Origin of the sequence: Ciceribacter sp. L1K22, from assembly GCF_017599385.1 — a bacterium.
Classification (GTDB): domain Bacteria; phylum Pseudomonadota; class Alphaproteobacteria; order Rhizobiales; family Rhizobiaceae; genus Allorhizobium.
Window position 1 is genome coordinate 2,442,940 of sequence record NZ_JAGFPK010000001.1, and the last position, 19,417, is coordinate 2,462,356.

Genomic DNA, 19,417 nt, shown 5'->3' on the forward strand with positions numbered 1-19,417 from the left:
GAACCCCAAAGCTTGTGACCTTGTCTCGGCAAAAAACCAGGGGCAAAACGTGCGTCAACGTCTCATCGACATCCTGAAATCCCAGCGCTGGGAAAACTTCATCATCGCGGTCATCCTGATTAATTCCGTCACGCTCGGCATGGCGACGGACAAGGACCTGATGGCCTCCTTCGGTCCTCTGATCGACGGCATAGACCGGCTGATCCTGGCGATCTTCGTCGTCGAAATCGTGGCCCGGTTCATCGCCTTCCGCTTCCAGCTGTTCCGCGACCCGTGGAGCGTATTCGATGTCTTCATCGTCGTGATGGCACTTATACCAGCGACCGGACCCTTCCAGGTCCTGCGCGCGCTGCGCATTCTGAGGCTCCTGCGTCTTATTTCGATCATCCCGTCGCTCCGGCGCGTTGTTGGCGGGCTGATCTCCGCCCTGCCTGGCATGGGATCGATCGTGGTGCTGCTGGCACTTCTGTTCTATGTCTCTGCCGTGATGGCGACGAAACTCTACGGCGACCAGTTCCCCGACTGGTTCGGCAGCTTGGGCGCGTCACTCTACACGCTGTTCCAGGTCATGACGCTCGAAAGCTGGTCGATGGGCATCGTCCGTCCGGTGATGGAAGCCTATCCCAGCGCATGGATGTTCTTCGTACCCTTCATCCTCCTCAGTACCTATTCGGTGCTGAACCTGTTCATAGGTGTCATCGTTTCCGCGATGCAGAAGGAAGCGGAGGCGCACACGGACGCGGAACTGCAATCGCTGCATAGCGACAATACCGCCGTCTTGGCCGAGCTGCGCGCGTTGCGGGCAGAAATCGGAGAACTGCGGCAGAAGCTGACACCTTAGCGGGCAGCTTCTGCTTGCCTCACCAACCAGAACGTTGAAACGAAAAAAGCCCGGCAATGCCGGGCTTGTCTGTTATTCATCCGCAAATCAGAACGTCGCGGCACCGCTGCCCCACGGACCGTGGTGGAAGTCCTTGCCATCGATGCGGTCGAAGCCGTGAGCGCCGAAGAAGTCGCGCTGCGCCTGGATCAGGTTGGCGCTGCCGCGCGCCTGGCGATAGGCATCGAAATAAGTGAGCGCCGAAGCCAATGCAGGAACGGGCAGACCTGCGGTCACGGCCGCAGCGACGACGCGGCGCAGCGATGGCAGGCTTTCCTTGACCATCACAGAGAAGGCCGGCGTGACGATCAGGTTCGCCGCATCCGGGTTTGCGGTGAAGGCACGGGTGATCTCGTCGAGGAACTGCGAGCGGATGATGCAGCCCGCGCGCCAGATCTTCGCAATCGTCGGCATCGGCAGGCTCCAGGAGAATTCCTCGCTCGCGGCTGACATCACGGCGAAGCCCTGCGCGTAAGCCGCGATCTTGGCGGCGAACAGCGCCAGTTCAAGGTCCGCCTCGACATTGCCGCCGGCAAGCTCGAACCGGGCGGTCTCCTTGCCGAACATCTTCTCGGCGACCTCGCGTTCCGCTTTCATCGACGAGAGCGAACGAGCCGCGACAGCCGCCTCGATGGCGGTCGCCGGAATGCCCATCTGCTGGGCCTCGATGACCGACCACTTGCCGGTGCCCTTCTGGCCGGCCTTGTCGAGGATCATGTCGACCATCGGCTTGCCGCTTTCCGGATCAGAGGCCATCAGCACCTTCTCGGTGATTTCGATCAGGTAGGAATTGAGGCGCCCCTTGTTCCAGCTGCCGAACATCGTGCCGATCTCGGTCGCCGAACGGCCGAGACCGTCGCGCAGGATGCCGTAGATCTCGGCGATCATCTGCATGTCGGCATATTCGATGCCGTTGTGGATCGTCTTGACGAAATGGCCTGCGCCATCCGGGCCGAGCCAGGCAACGCACGGATCGTTATTGAACTTGGCGGAGATCGAGGTCAGGACCGGCTCGACGCGCTTCCAGCTCTCCTCGGTGCCGCCCACCATGATCGAAGGACCATGACGCGCGCCCTCTTCGCCGCCCGAGACGCCCATGCCGATGAAGGTCAGGCCGGTATCCTTCAGCCAGTCGAAGCGGCGCACGGTATCGCGGAAGTTTGCGTTACCTGCATCGATCATGATGTCGCCCTTTTCGAGATAGGGCTTCAGCAGCTCCATCTGCTGGTCGACCGGCTCACCGGCCTTGATCATGATGATGATCGGCCGCGGCGGGCGAATGGACGCCACGAACTGCTCGATCGTCTCGCAGGGAACGATGCGGTCGGCGAGATCGCCGGCCTCGGCCATGAATTCCTGGGTCCGGGCGAAGGTGCGATTGAACACCGCGATCCGGTTGCCCTTTTCGGCGATGTTCAGCGACAGATTGGCGCCCATCACACCGAGTCCGATCAACCCGATTTCCGCTTGCTGCATGCCATGCTCCGATTCATATGATCAATATCAACGGACCGTCTTGTGGCACTCCTCGTTCCTGCGGGCAAGGCTGAAGCTGTTCCGAAAAGGCATGTCAGCCTTGCGGACGATCGTCCCCGTCATCAAGCACCCGCCAGGCTGCCCCCTCCAGGTCGTCGTACTGCCCGCTTTTCAGCGACCAGAGAAAGGCGAAAAGACCGAGGCCTCCGAGGAAAAGTGCGATCGGGATGAGGTAGATCAGCATATTCATGAGGCTAGCCCGGTCCGTGGCGCAATCATACCCTGTGTCCGCATCTCGTCTGCCGCCTTCGCTTCGGCCGTGCCGAGGCGGTTGAGCCTGAGCGCGTTGACGACGACGATGATTGACGACGTCGACATCGCCACAGCGGCGATCAGCGGAGTTGCATAGCCGAGGATCGCGATCGGTACGGCGAGAATGTTGTAGCCGACGGACAACGCGAAGTTTTCCCGGATGAGACGGCCAGACCGCTTCGACACCTCGATCGCAAAGGCCACAGTGTCGAGGTTCGGCCGCACGAACACGAAATCCGCCGCCTGCCGCCCGACATCAGCCGCCGTGGCCGGCGCCATCGAAACATGCGCTGCGGCGAGCGCCGGGGCGTCGTTGATGCCGTCGCCAACCATCAGCAGACGGTGCCCGCTCGCCTGCATCTCGGCGCAGAATGCTGCCTTGTCGCGCGGGGCAAGCTCCGCTTTCCAGTTTTCGATTCCAAGCCGAGCTGCGATCGATCGCACAACGCCGGCACGGTCACCGGAGAGAATGCCGACCGAGAAACCCTGGCGCCGCATGAATGCGATCGCCTGCTCCGCGCCGGGCCGCAACGTGTCCTCGAAGCGGAAGGCCTGCAGCTCCCGGCCATCGAGCGATAGCACGACCTCGGAATACGCGTGCTGGTCCTTGGCCTCTGCCTGATTACCGCAGGCGAAGCGCCGGCTTCCGAGGCGATAGAGGCCCTCCTCCGTTTCGGCCTCAATTCCGGCGCCGGGGATTTCGCGCACGGTATCGAACAGGCGGGGCGCAGCCAGTGCGGCAGCCGACAACGCCTGCGACAACGGATGACGGGAGTGCCCGGCCAGGCCGGCGGCAATGGCAAGGGTTGACGACGATATCCCGGTGGCATCAACCAGCCGGGGGCGGCCCAGCGTCAGGGTGCCGGTCTTGTCGAATGCAACGGAATCGATCTCGGCCAGACGCTCCATGGCCGATCCATCCTTGACCATGATACCTGCCCGGTAGAGACGGCCGGCAGCGACCACCTGTACCACCGGAACGGCAAGGCCGAGCGCGCACGGGCATGTTATGATGAGCACCGCGACGGCGACAAGCAGCGCATGTTTCCAGTCACCGTTGTAGAAGCCCCAGCCGAGAAAGGTGAGGAATGCGGTCAGATGCACCACCGGCGAATAAAGCTGCGCGGCACGGTCGGCGATGCGGCGGTAGCGCGCCCTGCCCCCTTCGGCCGCCTCCATCAGATGGATGACTTCCGCAAGGAACGAATTCTTCGCCGTCGCCGTCGCCTCGACGACAAGCGATCCGGTAAGGCTCAGGGTTCCCGCCTGTACGACGTCGCCGGGCGCCGCCTGCATCGGCGCACTCTCGCCGTTGACGATGGAGACGTCCATGTCGCTCGCCCCGCTGACGATCGTTCCGTCGACCGGAATGCGTTCGCCGGCGGCAACGGCGATCCGGTCGCCGACACGGATTTCGTCGACCGGACGGTAGTCACGGCTGCCATCGGGTGCCACAACCATGGCGCCGCGCGGGCTGAGCCGCGCCAGCCCGCTGATCGCCGAGCGGGCACGGTCACGCATGATGTGGTCAAGGGTGCGGCCGATCAGCAGGAAGAAGAGCAGCGAGGCCGTGGCGTCGAACCAGGCGTGTTCGCCGTGGTTGATCGTTTCCCACAGCGAGATGAAATAGGAGAGCGAGATGCCGATGGCGATCGGCACGTCCATGTTGGTGCGACCGTTGCGGATCGCCTTCCAGGCGGAGATGTAGAAAAACCGCCCGGCGTAGATGAGCGCCGGTGCCGCGATCATCGCGGAAATCCAGTGGAACATGTCACGTGTCGAGGCGTCGGCACCGGACCAGATCGACACCGACAGCAGCATGATGTTCATCGCCGCGAAGCCGGAAACGGCAACGGCACGGACCAGCTGGTTTCGCAACTGGTCGGCGGCCTCCTCACCCGCGGCGAAAAGGTGCGTCTCGTAGCCTGTGGAGGCGATCGCGCGGGCGATGACCTGCGGGTCGGTGACGGCCTCGCCAACCTCTTCGCGCCAGACGACCGACACGCGGCGGGTCGACAGGTTGACGCGCGCACGCTCGACTTCGGGCAGGCGCTTCAATGCACCTTCGATTGCGGTGATGCAGGCGCCGCAGTGCACGGCCGGAACGCTGAGATCGATCTGGCGAAGGCCCTCGCCAACGTCCCGGCTGGCAAGCTTCAACTCTTCCGACGTCGGCAGAGCGTGGGCCGAGCGTTCGATCTCGAGAGCGCCTTCGGTTCCGGCGGCACAGCAGCTCATTTTTTTGCCTCGATCACCGCAATGCGGTTGGCTTCATGCATGATGATCTCGCCGTCACGCATCGCGATCATCTCGACGATCCAATGCCCGGGAAGAACGGGATGGCTTGCGACATAGTCGCCGTTCCCGGCCGGTTGCAGAGCGACGACAAAATCCTGATGCTCGCCGACGGGACGCTTGAAATGCGCCGTCACCGTGTCAGCGACAACGGGACCTTCATCCGCAATGCTGAGACTGTAGCGGATGTCTCCACCCGTAACTGTCAGCTTTCCCTTGATGCCGGTCGCCAGCATGTCCCGGATCGCCGCGGCCTTACCGTTGAACTGCTGGCTCGCCACATAGGTGTTCGGGACCACCAGACCGCTCCAGGTGGACGTTGCGAAATAGGCCATCAGCATGTTCACCGAGATGATCACCCCGAAGAAGGCGACCATGATCGTCGCCATGTGCCAGCCGGTGAAGACGAAGCCCGTCTTGCTCTGCTGTAACCTCATTTCTTGACTCCCGGTCCATTGAAGACGGCCTTGTAGCTCGCGGCCTCGTGACCCTCGACGTCTTCCACGATGAATTCGAACTCTTCCGACGTCCAGGCGACCTGATCCCCGGGCAGCGTGACGAACACCTTCAGCGTATTGGCTTCGTCCGGCTTTGCCTCGATGACCATGCGGCGCGGGTCACCGCTCTCGACGCCGTTGGCCTTCATCGAGGCGCCAGGCAGACCTTCAAGGGCGACGCTGATTGTGCGCGGCTCCGGGATCATGTTCAAGATGCGGACAGTATAGCCGTTGCGGATCGAGCCGTCGGATTCCAGGACGTATTGCGGATTGCGGTCGTGAAGCACGTTGACCTCCAGTCTGTCGCGCGACAAAAGCGCGATCAGCAGACCGAGGCCGACGGCGCACCAAACGCCCATGTAAAGCAGCGTGCGCGGACGGAAGATGACCTTCCAGTTGAAGTGCCGGATGCTGTCGCTGAACGAGCCGTCAGCCTTGCGCACCTTGCGGGGATCGATCGCCGTCGCGCCGTTGCCGGTCGCGAGCGCCATGTTCGACTGGTACTCGTCGAGCGTCGCATAGGCGATCAGTCCGCGCGGCTTGCCGATCTTGTCCATGACGCCGTCGCAGGCGTCGATGCACAGCGCGCAGGTGATGCACTCGAGCTGCTGGCCGTCTCTGATATCGATCCCCATGGGACAGACCGCGACGCAGGCATTGCAGTCGACGCAGTCGCCGACCACCTCGCCGGCTGCCGCTGCCTTCTTGGCGTGCCGCGAGCGCGGTTCGCCACGCCAGTCGTTGTAGGTCACAACGAGCGAGTTTTCGTCCAGCATCGCGGCCTGAATGCGCGGCCAGGGGCACATGTAGACGCAGACCTGCTCGCGCATGATGCCGCCGAACACATAGGTCGTGGCGGTAAGGATCGCCACGGTGATGTAGGCGACGGCCGGTGCCTGTCCGGTCACGACATTGACGAGCAGAGTCGGCGCGTCAGCGAAATAGAAAATCCAGGCACCGCCCGTCGCGACCGCGATGACGATCCAGGTCGCGTGCTTGGCGACGCGCTTACGGACCTTTTCGACGGTCCAGGGGCCGGCATCGAGTTTCATCCGGGCATTGCGGTCACCTTCGATGAAACGCTCGACGACAAGGAACAGGTCGACCCAGACCGTCTGCGGACAGGTATAACCGCACCAGGCGCGTCCGACGGCCGAGGTGATCAGGAACAGGCCGAAACCGGCCATCACAAGCAGGCCCGCAACGAAGAAGAATTCCTGCGGCCAGATTTCGATAAAGAAGAAATAGAAACGGCGGTTTGCCAAGTCGATCAGCACCGCCTGATCGGGCGCGAAAGGCCCCCGGTCCCAGCGCAGCCAAGGCGTGAGGTAATAGATGCCGAGCGTGATGAGCATCACCAGCCATTTGAACTGGCGAAACCGACCCTCCGCCCTTTTGGGAAATATCTTTTTACGCGCTTCGTAAAGCGGTTGTCGGACCTTGGCCGACATCACCGGTTCAGCTTCGATGCGCTCGATTTCGCCGCTGTTGGCGGCATCTTTGTCTAACTGGACGTTCATCTACGGCAACCTCGTCTTTCGAGGTTTGTCATCCCACGTCGGACGGCCATCCTCCTTGACTTATATCAAGTAGCGGCCAAGTGTCACAACAGATGCGATTTTCAATATATGGCAGGAGATTTCGAAACACCCCAAGCAAGCCGATTTCCTGGCAAATTTCGGGGGTTCCGGTGGTACGCAAAAGGAAATGCGGCGGAATGTCGCCATTCCGCCGCATTGGTTTTCAACTCATTCGCCGCCGCCCAGCGAGTGGACATAGATCGCCAGCTGCTTGACCGTGGCTTCGCCGAGGCGCGCGCCCCACGCCGGCATCACGCCGTGTTTGGGCTGTGCGACCTGGGACGCGATCCCGGCCTCACCCTGGACCTTCAGCCAGATCGCATCGGACAGATTCGGCGCGCCGAGATCGCGATTGCCCTTGGCATCCTCACCGTGGCAGGCCGCGCAGTTGTCCATGAATATCTGCTGGCCCGGAGCAACCATCGAGGCATCCGCCGGCGTACCAGTCAGGCTGATGACATAAGCGGCCACCTGCTTGATCTGCTCCGGCTCCAGAATGTCGGCGTAAGCCGGCATTTCGGAGACCCGAGTGTCCGGATCGCCGTCGTAACGGATGCCGTGCAACAAGGTCGTCTGGATCGCTTCCAGATCGCCGCCCCACAGCCAGTCGTCGTCGTTGAGGTTGGGATAGCCGGCACCGCCGGCCGCACCCGAACCGTGGCATGGCGAGCAGTTGACCTTGAACGCAGCGGCACCGCCAGCGGTAGCGAACTGCGTCAGTTCCGGATCGGCGACGATCTCCGTGATCGGCAGCGCCGCGATCTTGTCGAGGTAGACCGCTTGCCCTGCCTTGGCCTCGCTGAGTTCGGCCGCGACCTGGGCACGGCTCGAATAACCGAGCAGACCCTTGGTGTTTTCCGTCAGGAGCGGCCACGCCGGATACATGATCGTATAGCCGATGGCCCAGACGATCGTGGCATAGAAGGTCCAGACCCACCAGCGGGGCATCGGATTGTTGAGCTCGCGAATGCCATCCCACTCGTGGCCAGTGGTTTCGACGCCACTGATCTCGTCAATATGTTTTTCTGCCATTTCTCAATCCTCCTTGAGAGGGATGCTGGCGGCCTCGTTGGCGGACTTCTTTCCGCCCGGCCGGAACGTGAACAGGACGACCCCGACGAAGAACAGCGCCATGGCAAGAAGCCCCCAGCTGTCTGCGAAGTGGCGCATGGCCGTATAGGTTTCCATGGTTCACACCTCTCAACGGTATCCGGTCGCGTCGTCATACGTGGAGAAGTCGACGAGAGTGCCGAGCATCTGCAGGTAGGAGACCAACGCGTCCATTTCGGTCAGTTGCGCGGGATTGCCGTCGAAGTCCCCTATCTTTGCCTTCGGGTAGCGGGCAAGAAGCCCCTCCGTGTCGGCGTTCGGATCGGCCTGGGCCTTGAGATCGGCTTCCGCGTTTTCGAGCATCTCGTCGCTGTAGGGCACGCCGACAAGGCTGTTGGCCTTGAGGTTGGCCGTAACGTTCGCGACCTTGAGCGGCGTCTGCAACAGGAACGAATAGCTCGGCATGATCGACTCCGGCACGACGTCGCGTGGCTCGGTCAGGTGCTGGACATGCCAGGCGTTCGAGTAGCGGTCGCCGACGCGGGCGAGGTCAGGCCCCGTCCGCTTCGAACCCCACTGGAACGGATGGTCGTACATCGACTCCGCCGCCAGGCTGTAATGGCCGTAACGCTCGACTTCGTCGCGGAACGGACGGATCATCTGGCTGTGACAGACATAGCAGCCTTCGCGGATGTAGATGTTGCGTCCGGCCAGTTCGAGCGGCGTGTACGGCCGCATGCCCTCGACCTTTTCGATCGTGTTCTCGAGATAGAACAGCGGAGCGATTTCGACGATGCCGCCAATGGTCACGACCAGCAGCGAACCGAGGAGCAGAAGGCTCGAATTCTTCTCGAGAATTGCGTGTTTATCAAGAATGGACATTGAGCCTTCTCCTTATTCAGCGGGCTGCACGGCCGCGGGCACGATGGAGCCCGGGATCGGCGCTTCCTGCCGCTCGTATCCGAGGATGGTCATGAGCACGTTGTAGGCCATGATCACACCACCGATGAGGTACAGGCCACCACCGAGGGCGCGCAGGACATAGTAGGGGTACATCGCGGCGACCGACTCGGCGAACGAGTAGACCAGGAAGCCCTGATCGTCGTATTCGCGCCACATCAGGCCCTGCTGGATGCCGGCGACCCACAGAACGGCGGCGTAGACGACGATGCCGAGGGTAGCGAGCCAGAAGTGCCAGTTGACCAAACGCAGCGAGTAGAGCCGGTTACGGTGCCACAGCTTCGGCGTCAGGTAGTAGATCGCGCCGAACGAGATCATGCCAACCCAACCGAGAGCGCCGGAGTGGACGTGACCGATGGTCCAGTCGGTGTAGTGGCTGAGCGAGTTGACGGCCTTGATGGACATCATCGGACCTTCGAAGGTCGACATGCCGTAGAAGGCAATTGCAATGACCATCATGCGGATGATCGGGTCAGTGCGGATCTTGTCCCATGCGCCCGAGAGCGTCATCAGACCGTTGATCATGCCGCCCCAGGAAGGCATCCAGAGCATGATAGAGAAGACCATCCCGAGGGTCTGCGCCCAGTCCGGCAGAGCCGTATAGTGCAGGTGGTGCGGGCCGGCCCAGATGTACATGAAGATCAGGGCCCAGAAGTGGATGATCGACAGGCGGTAGGAATAGACCGGACGACCGGCCTGCTTGGGCACGAAATAGTACATCATGCCGAGGAAGCCGGCGGTCAGGAAGAAGCCCACGGCGTTATGGCCGTACCACCACTGTGTCAGCGCATCCTGGACGCCCGAGAACAGAGAATAGCTCTTCACGCCGACGAAGGAGACCGGCATCGCCAGGTTGTTGACGATGTGCAGCATCGCGATCGTGACGATGAACGACAGGTAGAACCAGTTCGCCACATAGATGTGTGATTCCCGCCGGGTCATGATCGTCCCGAGGAAGGTGATCAGGTAGGCGACCCAGACGACGGTGAGCCACAGGTCGACATACCATTCCGGCTCCGCGTATTCGCGGCCCTGGGTGATGCCGAGCAGGTAGCCGGTCGCGGCCATGATGATGAAGAACTGGTAGCCCCAGAACACGAACCAGCCGAGGCTGCCGCCGAACAGACGCTGCCGCGAGGTGCGCTGGACGACGTAGAAGGACGTCGCGATCAGGGCATTGCCGCCAAAGGCGAAGATCACGGCCGAGGTGTGGAGAGGCCGCATGCGACCGAAATTGAACCAGGGCTCGATGTTGAGGTCGGGATAGGCCAGCTGCAGCGCGACCACGACGCCGACCAGAAAGCCGACAACGCCCCAGAAAACGGTGGCGATGACGCCGTATTTCACGACTTCGTCGAAATATTCCGACTTGGCCTGTGCGGAGGATGTGCCATTCGCCGGCGCGAAGGTCATGCGACGCAGCATCACGATGGTGCCGGCGGCTAGCGTAAAGAACGCAACCCACATGTGGGCAGCAAAGAGGCTGTCGGCGGCGAACGCCACTCCGAGCAGCGCGGCGAAGGCAAGGACCGCCATCACCAATGTTTCAAAGGTATAATTCATTGTTGGTATCCCCCAACACATTGTGCGTTTCGTGCGCAGGTACCCCTTCGACGGACCCGAAGCGACATCCTGCATCACGGTGAGGATTGCCATTCCCGGCAACAAGCCACCTTGATCCAGATCAAGGCGAGCCTGCCTTGATTGAGGGAAAAACAATTTACTTTGGCCGGACGTCCGCGCCGCTTCTGACAGGCGGCGCAACGATGCCCCTTCAAGGACGCATAAGACGGGCCACCCGCCTCGCGCATCCGGTCGCGACGCGCGGACGTGACATCGACGGAGAGAGCAAGATGCAGTCGGAAACGCCGTTAAGTGCCGGCATTGACGTCATACAGGTCCAGAAACCGGGCGTATCCGGCGAGAGCAAGAACCTGGGCTGGCTGCGCCGCGCTCATCAGGAACAGCTGGCCCTCTGCCGCGAACTGGAGGAGATAGCCGATTCGCTGCCGGCAAATATCAACCGCCAGAAGTGCATTTATGCCGCCAAGGCGCTCGGCCCCTTGATTCGCGGTGTCCATCATTTCGAGGAGACAACACTCTTTCCCTGGCTCAGCGATCGGGAATACGGAGACCTGGATCTTTCACGCACGCTAGACCGCCTGCGGTTCGAACATTGCGAGGACGAGTGCTTCGCCGAAGAACTGACCGACGCGCTCCTGCATCTCGGGGCCGGCGAAGCGGTCAACATGGAGGCTGTCGGCTATATGCTGCGCGGCTTCTTTGAGGGCGTGCGGCGCCACATCGCCTTCGAAACCGAGCACCTTCTGCAGCACCTTCCGGAGGATGCTCTGCAGACGGCCTAACGGCTCAAAGTCGTTTTCTCCCAGAGCCCTGCCTATCGCTTCGAACGTCAGGCCGCGAGAACGGTATTCCCGTCGCGAAGCGGCCGCGCCATCACAATGACGCCGAGCGTTTTGCCTGCGGACCCGGCCAGAGGACTGAGCCGGCATTCAAGCCCGCCCCCGTCCGTACCATTAGACCAGGACGGGATTTCAACAGTCTCGCCGCCCAGGCAACGATCGAAATGGCTCTTGCCGGTCGATTGAAACCAGTCCTGCCCGAACAGATCACCCACATGCCGTCCGATCGTGTCGAACGGCGTACGACCGAAATAGCGCGCATGCGCAGGGTTGCAGAACAGGTATCGATAATCCACGGTAATGACCGAGACGAGATCTGGCAGGCTGTTGAGAACCGTCTCGTTGAGAAAGACGTCGTCGCCAGGGCCCGACCGGTTTTCCATGCCGTGCGACGTCGGGCAGGACGCGGCGATGCCTTCCGAGCCAAAGTACCGCTCGAGCAGCACCGCCAGCATCGCAGAGTGCCTAAGCACACAGGACCTGTCGTCTGCATCCTCGCGGATGAGGCTGTTGATGAAGCGGAGCTGCTGATGCACCTCGTGGGAGCATTGGGCTCGGTGGTCGATGATCGCGCCGATCAATGGTTCGAGTTCGCGGTCCAGCATGCGCACGAGCCTCTCGTCCCCAACCCGAATCGCATGCTGGAGCTGATGACACTTCAGCGAAAACGCCTCGAAGAGCGGCAGCAGGCTATGATCTTTGACGTTCTGTGCCATCGTGACCGATCTGGTGCTCGACCTGTTTCTCTCCCCGGCGCATCGCCGCAACGCGGACTACGCCCCATTGCAAAGTGGGTAACATGACGCCCCTTCATGTTCAACAGACTAGGTTTAGGGTATTTGCAGAACGGAAGAATGTACTAAAATGAAGATACCGGAATGTATAAAATGCAGGTGAAACCGCCAGCGTGCAATGCTCCGGGTTTGACTTGAAATATTAGCGAATAACAACCGGTTACATTGCCTTGAAGGCGTCTGACGTTGCGCCTCCGATTGCCTGAGCGATTACAGGCTACGCTTGATCGACCAGCGATCGTGATACCAGAGCCATTGCTCCGGATATTCGCGCACCCAGCTCTCCACCTTGTCGTTCAACAACTGGGCCGTCGCATCGACATCGAGCTGACCGCGCTCGTCACGCGGAAGCGTCATGGCCGGTTCGATCTCAAGACGAAACCTGTTGTCCGGGAGGCGGATGCATCTCGCTGGATAGACTTCGCAGTTGAACTGCCGGGCGAGCTTTGCCAGCAAGGGGTTGGTCTTGACCTTCTGGCCGAAGAACACTGTCTCGCGGCCCTTGTTGAATTTCTGATCGACCAGCACGCCAACACCGCCGCCCGCCTCGAGCTGGCGCGCGAGCGCAAAGGATGACCCGGCGTGCGAAGGCACCAGCTTTCCCATTCTGCCAGCGCGGAAGTCGAAGACCTTCTGGGCGATGTAGGGATTGTTCGGCGGACGGAACAGCACGGTGACATAGAGGCCGAACGCGGCACCGGCGACCGGCAGCATCTCGAAATCTCCCGAATGCGCGGTGAAGACGATGAAGGGACGCGGATTGTCGCGCAGGTCGAGGAAGATCGGTATTCCCGACACCTCCACCCTGCCCGTCTTGTCGCTGAACGGGTCGAAATCGAAGAGACGGTCAAGAAAGATATACTCCGCCGCCATCCGGCCCATGTGGCCCCAGGCGGCAAGCGCGATGGCTTCGCGCTCGGCCTCGTCCTTTTCGGGAAAGGCGTTGGCGAGGTTGACCTGCATCAGCCGGTGACGGCTGGTCTTCGGACCGATCCAGCGCATGGCCTGGTCCGCAAATCGGATTGCCGGGTCGGCCGGCAGGATCTTCAGGAGATTGAGCAGCGCGAATGTCAGCTGCGCCACGGCCCATTGCGGGAACCGGCGCATCGCCACAACGAATCGCGTGACCAGTGCTCTCAAGGGATCAATCCATCCTGAGCACGATCTTGCCGAACACCTGGCGGCCTTCCATCCGTTCCAGCGCACGGTCGATGTCGTGAAGCCCGACCTCGGTGTCGATCACCGGATGCACGATGCCGCGCGCCATCTTCTGCATGGCGTTCGCCATGTTTTCCATGCGGCAGCCGAAGGAGCCCAGCAGTTTCAGCTGCTGCTGGAAGAGCATCATCAGGTTCATGTCGGTCGAAACGCCGGACGTGGAGCCGCAGGTGACCAGACGCCCTCCCCGCTTCAGGCAGAGCATCGAGCCGGCCCAGGTGTCCTTGCCGACGTGTTCGAACACGACGTCGACACCCTTCTTCTTGGTGATCTTGCGCACCACACCCTCGAAGCGATCGGTGCGATAGTTGATCACGTGATCGGCGCCGAGCGCCTTCGCCTTTTCGATCTTGTCGTCGGAGCCGACGGTGGTGATCACCGTGCAGCCGATGCGCTTGGCAAGCTGGATCGCCGCCGTGCCGATGCCGGAGCCGCCTGCATGGACCAGAATGGTCTCGCCGGGTTCGAGCCTGGCATTGTCGAACAGCATGTGCTCGACAGTACCGAACGTGACTGGCGCGAGCGCTGCTGCGACGGCATCGATGCCCGGCGGCGCCGGCACGAGCTGGCGCGCCGGAATGTTCATCTTTTCCTGCGCAAAGCCGTCGAGATGGAAGCCGTGCACACCGCCGACGTTTTCACACAGATTGTCGCGCCCCTCGCGGCAAGGCTTGCAGAGGCCACAGACCCTGGCACCGTAGACCGAGACCAGCTGACCCGGCAGCACATTGGCGACGCCGGGACCGATGGCATCCACCACGCCGGAAGCCTCGGCACCGATGACCAGCGGCATCTTGCGCTTGGCGAACGCCATCCCGCGCCAGCCCCAGACATCGATGTGGTTAAGCGCAACCGCCTTGACCCGAAGCGTCACCTCGCCTGGGCCGGGAGCCGGCGGTTCGGCGATATCGGTGATCTCAAGCTTGCGGTCTTCGACGAGCTGCAGTGCGCGCATGGAATTGGTCCTCGCCGGTCAGGCGGTTGATTGATCTGGCGTTGGGCGGTGACTTAGGCCGGTTCCCGCGTCATGACAAGGCTGGCGTTCTGTCCGCCGAAGCCGAATGAGTTCGACAGTACGGCCGACACATCCGCGTCACGCTTCACGTTCGGCACCACATCCAGCTCGATTGCCGGATCGGGATTGACGTAATTGATGGTCGGCGGGACCGTCCCGGTCAGCATCGTCTGGATCGAGAATACCGCCTCGACGGCGCCGGCGGCCGTCAGTGTATGGCCGATCATCGACTTGTTCGACGACACCGGGATCGCCTTCAGGCGGTCGCCGAACACCGCAAGCATGGCGCCGTATTCCATCTTGTCGTTCTCGGGCGTCGACGTGCCGTGGGCATTGATGTAGCCGACCTGGCTCTCCAAGAGACCTGCGTCGTCCAGCGCCGCACGAATGGTAGCAATCGCAGGCGCACCGTCCGGCGACGAGCGCGTCCGGTGGAAATGGTCTGCCTTCTCGCCGCAACCCTTCATGATGCCGAGCACCTTCGCACCGCGGGCGACGGCCGATTCCAGCGATTCCAGCACGACCGTCGCCGCGCCTTCGGCGATGACGAACCCGTCGCGATCCTTGCTGAACGGCTTCGAGGCCTTCTCCGGCGGATCGTTGTGGGTCGACAACGCCGACAGCAGCGCGAAGCGGATGAGCGCCTCGGCGCCAACGGAGCCGTCAGTCGCCACAGTCAGCGCGCGGTCGGTGCGGCCCTGACGGATGGCCTCGACGCCGAGCTGGATCGCGGTGGCGCCCGAGGCGCAGGCCGTCGACAGCGTCACCGGCAGTCCGCGCGTGCCGAACCGGTCGGCGAGCCGTTCAGAGATCGAACCGAACTGGACCGCCTCCATGAAGACCGGATCGGCCTTGGCGCGCATCGCGGCCGTCAGTCGATTATAGGCGTGCCCGTGGTTCTCGTCCGGCGGGCACCGCTCCACCACCCGGAAACGATCGTCCCATTCTGGCTCGACCGGCGGGGCGGCGAGGAAGAGAGGACCCTCGAAATCACCCGAAAGGCCGGCTTGCGCCAGCGCTTCGAGGGTCGTCTCGCGTGCCATGGCGTAGGAGCGCTCGACGGCGTTGACTGCCGGGAGTTCGATGAAATCGACCGTGCCTGAGATCCGGGTGTTGAGCCCTTCGGTCGGAAAGCGGGTGATCTTGTGGATACCCGAAACGCCGCTTGTTAGCTTAGCCCAGTTATCCTCTAGCCCCTGACCGAGCGAGGTGATGACCCCCATGCCGGTGACGGCAACGATTGGGCGGCCGAGATGATCCTTGAAGCGGGACTGTGTCATGTCTGTCTCCTCAGCCTTCCGCGCTCAACCGGGCCATGCCTTCACCGCGAACATAGCCGACGGTGGTCACGATGGCGTCTGACGCTTTCGTCGTCATTGCCGCCTCGGCGCCGGCATCGAACGGCGGCACGAGCGCCTTTGTATCTAGCGCAAGCGCGGCAAGCGCCAGTCCAAGAGGGAACTGCGCCTCGAGCGCATGCCCCGTCACGCCGCCAAAACCGCGTAGAACGGCCTTCCGGAAGGCGGTTTCAAGAGCGGATTTTTCGCGCCGGGACAAGTCGACCATGCCGCTTGCGCCCGAAAAAACCAGCGTCCCGTCGCCGGCACCCGCGCCAACGGAGGCAGCCATGCGCGCCAGACGCTTTTCAAGGCCGCCGTCCTCACGGCGACCACGGTCGCCCTCGATGGCATCGATCGTCGCGTAGATGTGGGCGGATCGGGATTCCGCGTGCGAACGCGATTCAAGAACAAGGAAAGCGCCGACGGTGCCGAACATCATGCCGCCGCCATGCGACGTATCGCGCTGCCAGAGCGGTTTCCACGCTCCGGTCAGATGCGCCTGAACCCCTTCGACCAGCAGGAAGATATCGTCGCGATCTGCGACGAAGGCGCCGCCGACGAGGGAATGGGTCGACTGGCCAGCGCGGATGCGCGCAAAGGCTGTCTCGATCGCGGAGATGCCTGCGGCTTCCTCGCCCATGAAGGTGCGCGACGATCCGGTAACTTTGTGAACGATCGAGATGTTTCCGGCCATAAGATTGGAGAGCTGTGCCAGGAACAGGGTCGGGCGCAACTCGGTGGTGAGCTTCTCGTTGACCAGTTGGTCGCGATCGTTCCGCTTGAGGCCTTCATCCAGGATCAGCGTGTCAACATTGATGTCGCGTTCGCCGCCGCCGGCAGCAACGATCATGTCCATGGTCGCGCAGGCCTCCGCATCATCCTTGAAGCCTGCGTCGTCGAGAGCAAGACCTGCCGCGTAGACACCGAGCCGCTGCCAGTTTTCCATCTGCCGCTGGTCGCCACGCTTCGGGATCTGCGTCGACCAGTCGATCTCCGGCATCGGATGGATCGGGTAAGGCTTGAAACGCTCCGCTTCCACCGGTGGCTGCAAGCCTGATTGGCCGGACAACAGCGCGACATGCGGCTCCTTGCCGGTTCCATGGCAGGTGACGATGCCGATGCCGGTGATCACCACATCGTTTGGCTGTTTTGTCATATGTCGTCCTCTCGGCGGAGAGTGTGTGAAGCGGCAGCGTTGGAGCCGGGTACCGCAATGGTCGGGATGACCCGCTCTAAAAGCGCAAGCGACGCCGCCCGTCAACAGTCTTCAATCAAGGAGGAATGCAATGCGGACGGCGACGGATCAGCCGGCGGCCTTCATCGCGGCGACAAGTCCGACCTCGACGGCACGCGCCTTGACGATATCGCCGATCGGAATTTCGCCGAACGGCATCGTTCTCAGCTTCAGCTGCGCGTCGCAGACCTTCTTGGCGCCGGCGCTGATCTTTGCCTTCGTCACGGCGAAACCGGATCCGTCATGTTCCAGCCGCGCCTCGATCTCGAGCTCCGTCTCCGGCTCGACGAAGGTTCGCATCTTGGCGCCGTCGACTGTCATCAGGAAGGGCATCGCCGAGAAATCATTGAGCGCGAGCAGCAGGAAGCCGGACGCCTGGGCCATGGTTTCGATCAGGAGAACGCCGGGAACGAGCGGCATGCCGGGAAAATGTCCCTCGAATACCGGGCTCGCCGCAGGTACGCGTGACCGCGCTCGCAGTACGCGCTCGCCCAAGTCGACCGACTCGATCCGGTCGATCATCTGGAAGTATTCGAGCAGCATATCGGTCTCCCGCGCCTGGAAGGGCTCAGCCCTTGGCGGCGCGCAGTTCGTCGATCTTGGCGCAGAGGTTCTTCAGGACGAAATAGTCTTCCGTCGAAACCTTGCCCTCGTTGACATCCTGCGTCCACTGTTCCAGCGGAATCTTGATGCCGAATTCCTTGTCGATCGCGAACACGATATCGAGGAAGTCGAGGCTGTCGATGCCGAGATCGTCGATCGTGTGGCTCTCGGGCGTAATCGTCTCGCGATCGATTTCGCTCGTTTCAGCGATGATGTCGGCAACCTTGTCGAATGTAGCAGTCACGCCAGTGTACCCCGTGGTCTCAAAAATCAAAGCCCCACATAGGCAAATGAAACTGAAATGCCAATGGGTTCCGCATCGCGCGGTGACGATTTGCAGGCGAAGTGTTGCCTAAACAGCAATGGAATGGCGGCCTTTGCCATTCGAGAGGTAGGCGTCGAAGACCGCCGCGACGCTGCGGGCAAATGGCCGACCGGCCGCTGTCAGGCTGAACCGGTCGCCCTCTATGCGACAGACGCCATCCCTATCGCCGGCGGCAAACACGCGTGCTTCCCCGATGACCTCCTCGGCACCGCGAGGGAAAAGCGCGCGGGCGGCCGAAAAATCGAAGCCGAAATTGCACATCACCTGCTCGATCACATAGGCGCGCAGCCGGTCATCCGCTGTAAATTCGATACCCCTGACGGCGCAGAGACCATCGGCCAGCGCCATTTTCTGGTACTCGCCGGTGGCAGGCATGTTCTGGATATAGCCCTGCGGCAATTGCCCGATAGAGGATGCACCGAGACCGATGAGCACCTCGGCGCCATCGTCTGTATAACCCTGGAAATTCCGTCGCAGCTTTCCCTCGCGCGCGGCAATCGCAAGCCGGTCGGCGGGCTTGGCGAAATGGTCGATGCCGATCTGCTCGTAGCCGGCGGCAAGCAGCATGTCGGCGGCTCGCACCATTTGCTCATAGCGCGCCTCGACATCCGGAAGCGCCGCCTCAGGGATCATCTGCTGGTGCTTTTTCATCCATGGTACATGCGCATAGCCGAACAGCGCGATGCGGTCGGGATCAAGGGAAATGATATCGGTGACCGTGCTCTCAAGGGTTTCCAGCGTCTGGTACGGCAGGCCGTAGAGAAGGTCGCAATTGACAGAATGGACGCCGCGAGTCCGAACAGCCTCGACCACGCCGGCCGTCTGCTCGAACGTCTGGATGCGGTTGATCGTCTTTTGAACCTGCGGATCGAAGTCCTGGACGCCGAGGCTGGCGCGTGTCATGCCGATCGCGGCGAGCGCGTCATAGCGGGAGTCGTCGAGATCGTTCGGGTCCATTTCGACGCTGATTTCCACGTCGTCGGCGAAGCTGAACGCCGCACGCAGTTTCCGCATGAGCAAGATCAAGTCATCCGGTTGGAGCATTGTGGGCGAACCGCCGCCAAAATGCACGGCCGTGACCTTCGCCGCCGGATCGATGAACGAGCCGACCTTCTCGATCTCCGCGTGGAGCGACGCAAGATAGGTGGTGATCGGCTCATACTTAAGCGTGTGTTTTGTATGGCACGCGCAGAACCAGCAGAGCCGGTCGCAGTACGGAATGTGAATATAAAGCGAAATGTCCTGCTCACCTGTCAGCGCTCCGAGCCAGCGTGCGTAATTGCCGCACGCGACACCCTCATGGAAATGCGGTGCCGTCGGGTAGCTCGTGTACCTGGGAACAGCCCCGGAATACTTGGCCAGCAGGGATTTTGTCATGTCGCGTGCACCATGAATCTAAGCCTCTCGATACCTGA

General features: G+C 61.9%; 19 protein-coding genes. 2 read left to right on the forward strand and 17 right to left on the reverse strand.

Annotated features, from left to right (window positions below):
• Nucleotides 1–49 precede the first annotated feature (49 nt).
• Nucleotides 50–841, forward strand: coding sequence for an ion transporter (locus tag J5J09_RS12215; protein ID WP_348646451.1), 792 nt, complete (start codon nt 50–52; stop codon nt 839–841).
• Nucleotides 842–928: 87 nt separating this feature from the next.
• Here the strand turns inward: J5J09_RS12215 and gndA are convergent, their stop codons facing one another.
• The 9 genes from gndA to ccoN form a co-directional block, all read right to left on the reverse strand.
• Entirely contained in the window at nt 929–2,356 is a 1,428-nt protein-coding gene (gene gndA, locus J5J09_RS12220; RefSeq protein WP_208551181.1) for an NADP-dependent phosphogluconate dehydrogenase, read from the reverse strand.
• A gap of 94 nt (nt 2,357–2,450) precedes the next feature.
• Nucleotides 2,451–2,606, reverse strand: a complete 156-nt coding sequence (gene ccoS / locus J5J09_RS12225) for a cbb3-type cytochrome oxidase assembly protein CcoS (RefSeq protein WP_208551182.1) — start codon at nt 2,604–2,606, stop codon at nt 2,451–2,453.
• Nucleotides 2,603–4,906 (reverse strand): cation-translocating P-type ATPase, encoded by a 2,304-nt coding sequence (locus J5J09_RS12230; protein WP_208551183.1) that lies wholly within the window; start codon nt 4,904–4,906, stop codon nt 2,603–2,605. The genes ccoS and J5J09_RS12230 overlap by 4 nt, the downstream gene beginning before the upstream one ends.
• The gene (locus tag J5J09_RS12235; protein WP_208551184.1) at nt 4,903–5,400 is read right to left on the reverse strand and encodes a FixH family protein; all 498 of its coding nucleotides are present in this window, start codon (nt 5,398–5,400) and stop codon (nt 4,903–4,905) included. Before J5J09_RS12235 ends, J5J09_RS12230 begins: the two co-directional genes overlap by 4 nt.
• On the reverse strand, nt 5,397–6,980 hold the full coding sequence (gene ccoG / locus J5J09_RS12240; protein ID WP_208551185.1) for a cytochrome c oxidase accessory protein CcoG: 1,584 nt from the start codon (nt 6,978–6,980) through the stop codon (nt 5,397–5,399). The genes J5J09_RS12235 and ccoG overlap by 4 nt, the downstream gene beginning before the upstream one ends.
• A 228-nt stretch (nt 6,981–7,208) precedes the next feature.
• Complete coding sequence (ccoP, locus tag J5J09_RS12245; protein WP_208551186.1) at nt 7,209–8,072, reverse strand: cytochrome-c oxidase, cbb3-type subunit III; 864 nt, start codon at nt 8,070–8,072, stop codon at nt 7,209–7,211.
• A gap of 3 nt (nt 8,073–8,075) precedes the next feature.
• Entirely contained in the window at nt 8,076–8,228 is a 153-nt protein-coding gene (locus tag J5J09_RS12250) for a cbb3-type cytochrome c oxidase subunit 3 (protein ID WP_208551187.1), read from the reverse strand.
• A 12-nt stretch (nt 8,229–8,240) separates the two neighbouring features.
• Nucleotides 8,241–8,972 carry a cytochrome-c oxidase, cbb3-type subunit II gene (gene ccoO, locus J5J09_RS12255; protein ID WP_208551188.1) on the reverse strand — a complete coding sequence of 244 codons (732 nt, stop codon included), beginning with the start codon at nt 8,970–8,972 and terminating at the stop codon, nt 8,241–8,243.
• Nucleotides 8,973–8,984: 12 nt separating this feature from the next.
• Nucleotides 8,985–10,613, reverse strand: coding sequence for a cytochrome-c oxidase, cbb3-type subunit I (gene ccoN / locus J5J09_RS12260; protein ID WP_208551189.1), 1,629 nt, complete (start codon nt 10,611–10,613; stop codon nt 8,985–8,987).
• A 203-nt stretch (nt 10,614–10,816) separates the two neighbouring features.
• On the opposite strand from ccoN, the gene J5J09_RS12265 reads away from it, so the two are divergent.
• Nucleotides 10,817–11,416 carry a hemerythrin domain-containing protein gene (locus tag J5J09_RS12265; protein WP_246745832.1) on the forward strand — a complete coding sequence of 200 codons (600 nt, stop codon included), beginning with the start codon at nt 10,817–10,819 and terminating at the stop codon, nt 11,414–11,416.
• Between the two features lie 47 nt (nt 11,417–11,463).
• Here the strand turns inward: J5J09_RS12265 and J5J09_RS12270 are convergent, their stop codons facing one another.
• The 8 genes from J5J09_RS12270 to hemN all read right to left on the reverse strand — a co-directional run bounded on the left by J5J09_RS12270 (nt 11,464) and on the right by hemN (nt 19,379).
• Nucleotides 11,464–12,189: a PAS domain-containing protein gene (locus J5J09_RS12270; protein ID WP_208551190.1), complete on the reverse strand. Its 726-nt coding sequence runs from the start codon at nt 12,187–12,189 to the stop codon at nt 11,464–11,466.
• A 288-nt stretch (nt 12,190–12,477) separates the two neighbouring features.
• Nucleotides 12,478–13,407 carry a lipid A biosynthesis lauroyl acyltransferase gene (locus J5J09_RS12275; RefSeq protein WP_208551191.1) on the reverse strand — a complete coding sequence of 310 codons (930 nt, stop codon included), beginning with the start codon at nt 13,405–13,407 and terminating at the stop codon, nt 12,478–12,480.
• Between the two features lie 4 nt (nt 13,408–13,411).
• Nucleotides 13,412–14,440, reverse strand: coding sequence for a zinc-binding dehydrogenase (locus tag J5J09_RS12280; protein ID WP_208551192.1), 1,029 nt, complete (start codon nt 14,438–14,440; stop codon nt 13,412–13,414).
• Nucleotides 14,441–14,493: 53 nt separating this feature from the next.
• A complete protein-coding gene (locus tag J5J09_RS12285; RefSeq protein ID WP_208551193.1) occupies nt 14,494–15,780 on the reverse strand; it encodes a beta-ketoacyl-ACP synthase in 1,287 nt (428 codons plus the stop codon).
• Between the two features lie 10 nt (nt 15,781–15,790).
• Nucleotides 15,791–16,996 (reverse strand): beta-ketoacyl-ACP synthase, encoded by a 1,206-nt coding sequence (locus J5J09_RS12290; protein ID WP_208551194.1) that lies wholly within the window; start codon nt 16,994–16,996, stop codon nt 15,791–15,793.
• A 147-nt stretch (nt 16,997–17,143) separates the two neighbouring features.
• Nucleotides 17,144–17,617, reverse strand: coding sequence for a 3-hydroxyacyl-ACP dehydratase FabZ family protein (locus J5J09_RS12295; RefSeq protein ID WP_208551195.1), 474 nt, complete (start codon nt 17,615–17,617; stop codon nt 17,144–17,146).
• Nucleotides 17,618–17,642: 25 nt separating this feature from the next.
• Complete coding sequence (locus tag J5J09_RS12300; protein ID WP_208551196.1) at nt 17,643–17,921, reverse strand: acyl carrier protein; 279 nt, start codon at nt 17,919–17,921, stop codon at nt 17,643–17,645.
• Nucleotides 17,922–18,029: 108 nt separating this feature from the next.
• Entirely contained in the window at nt 18,030–19,379 is a 1,350-nt protein-coding gene (hemN, locus tag J5J09_RS12305; RefSeq protein ID WP_208551197.1) for an oxygen-independent coproporphyrinogen III oxidase, read from the reverse strand.
• Nucleotides 19,380–19,417 lie beyond the last annotated feature (38 nt).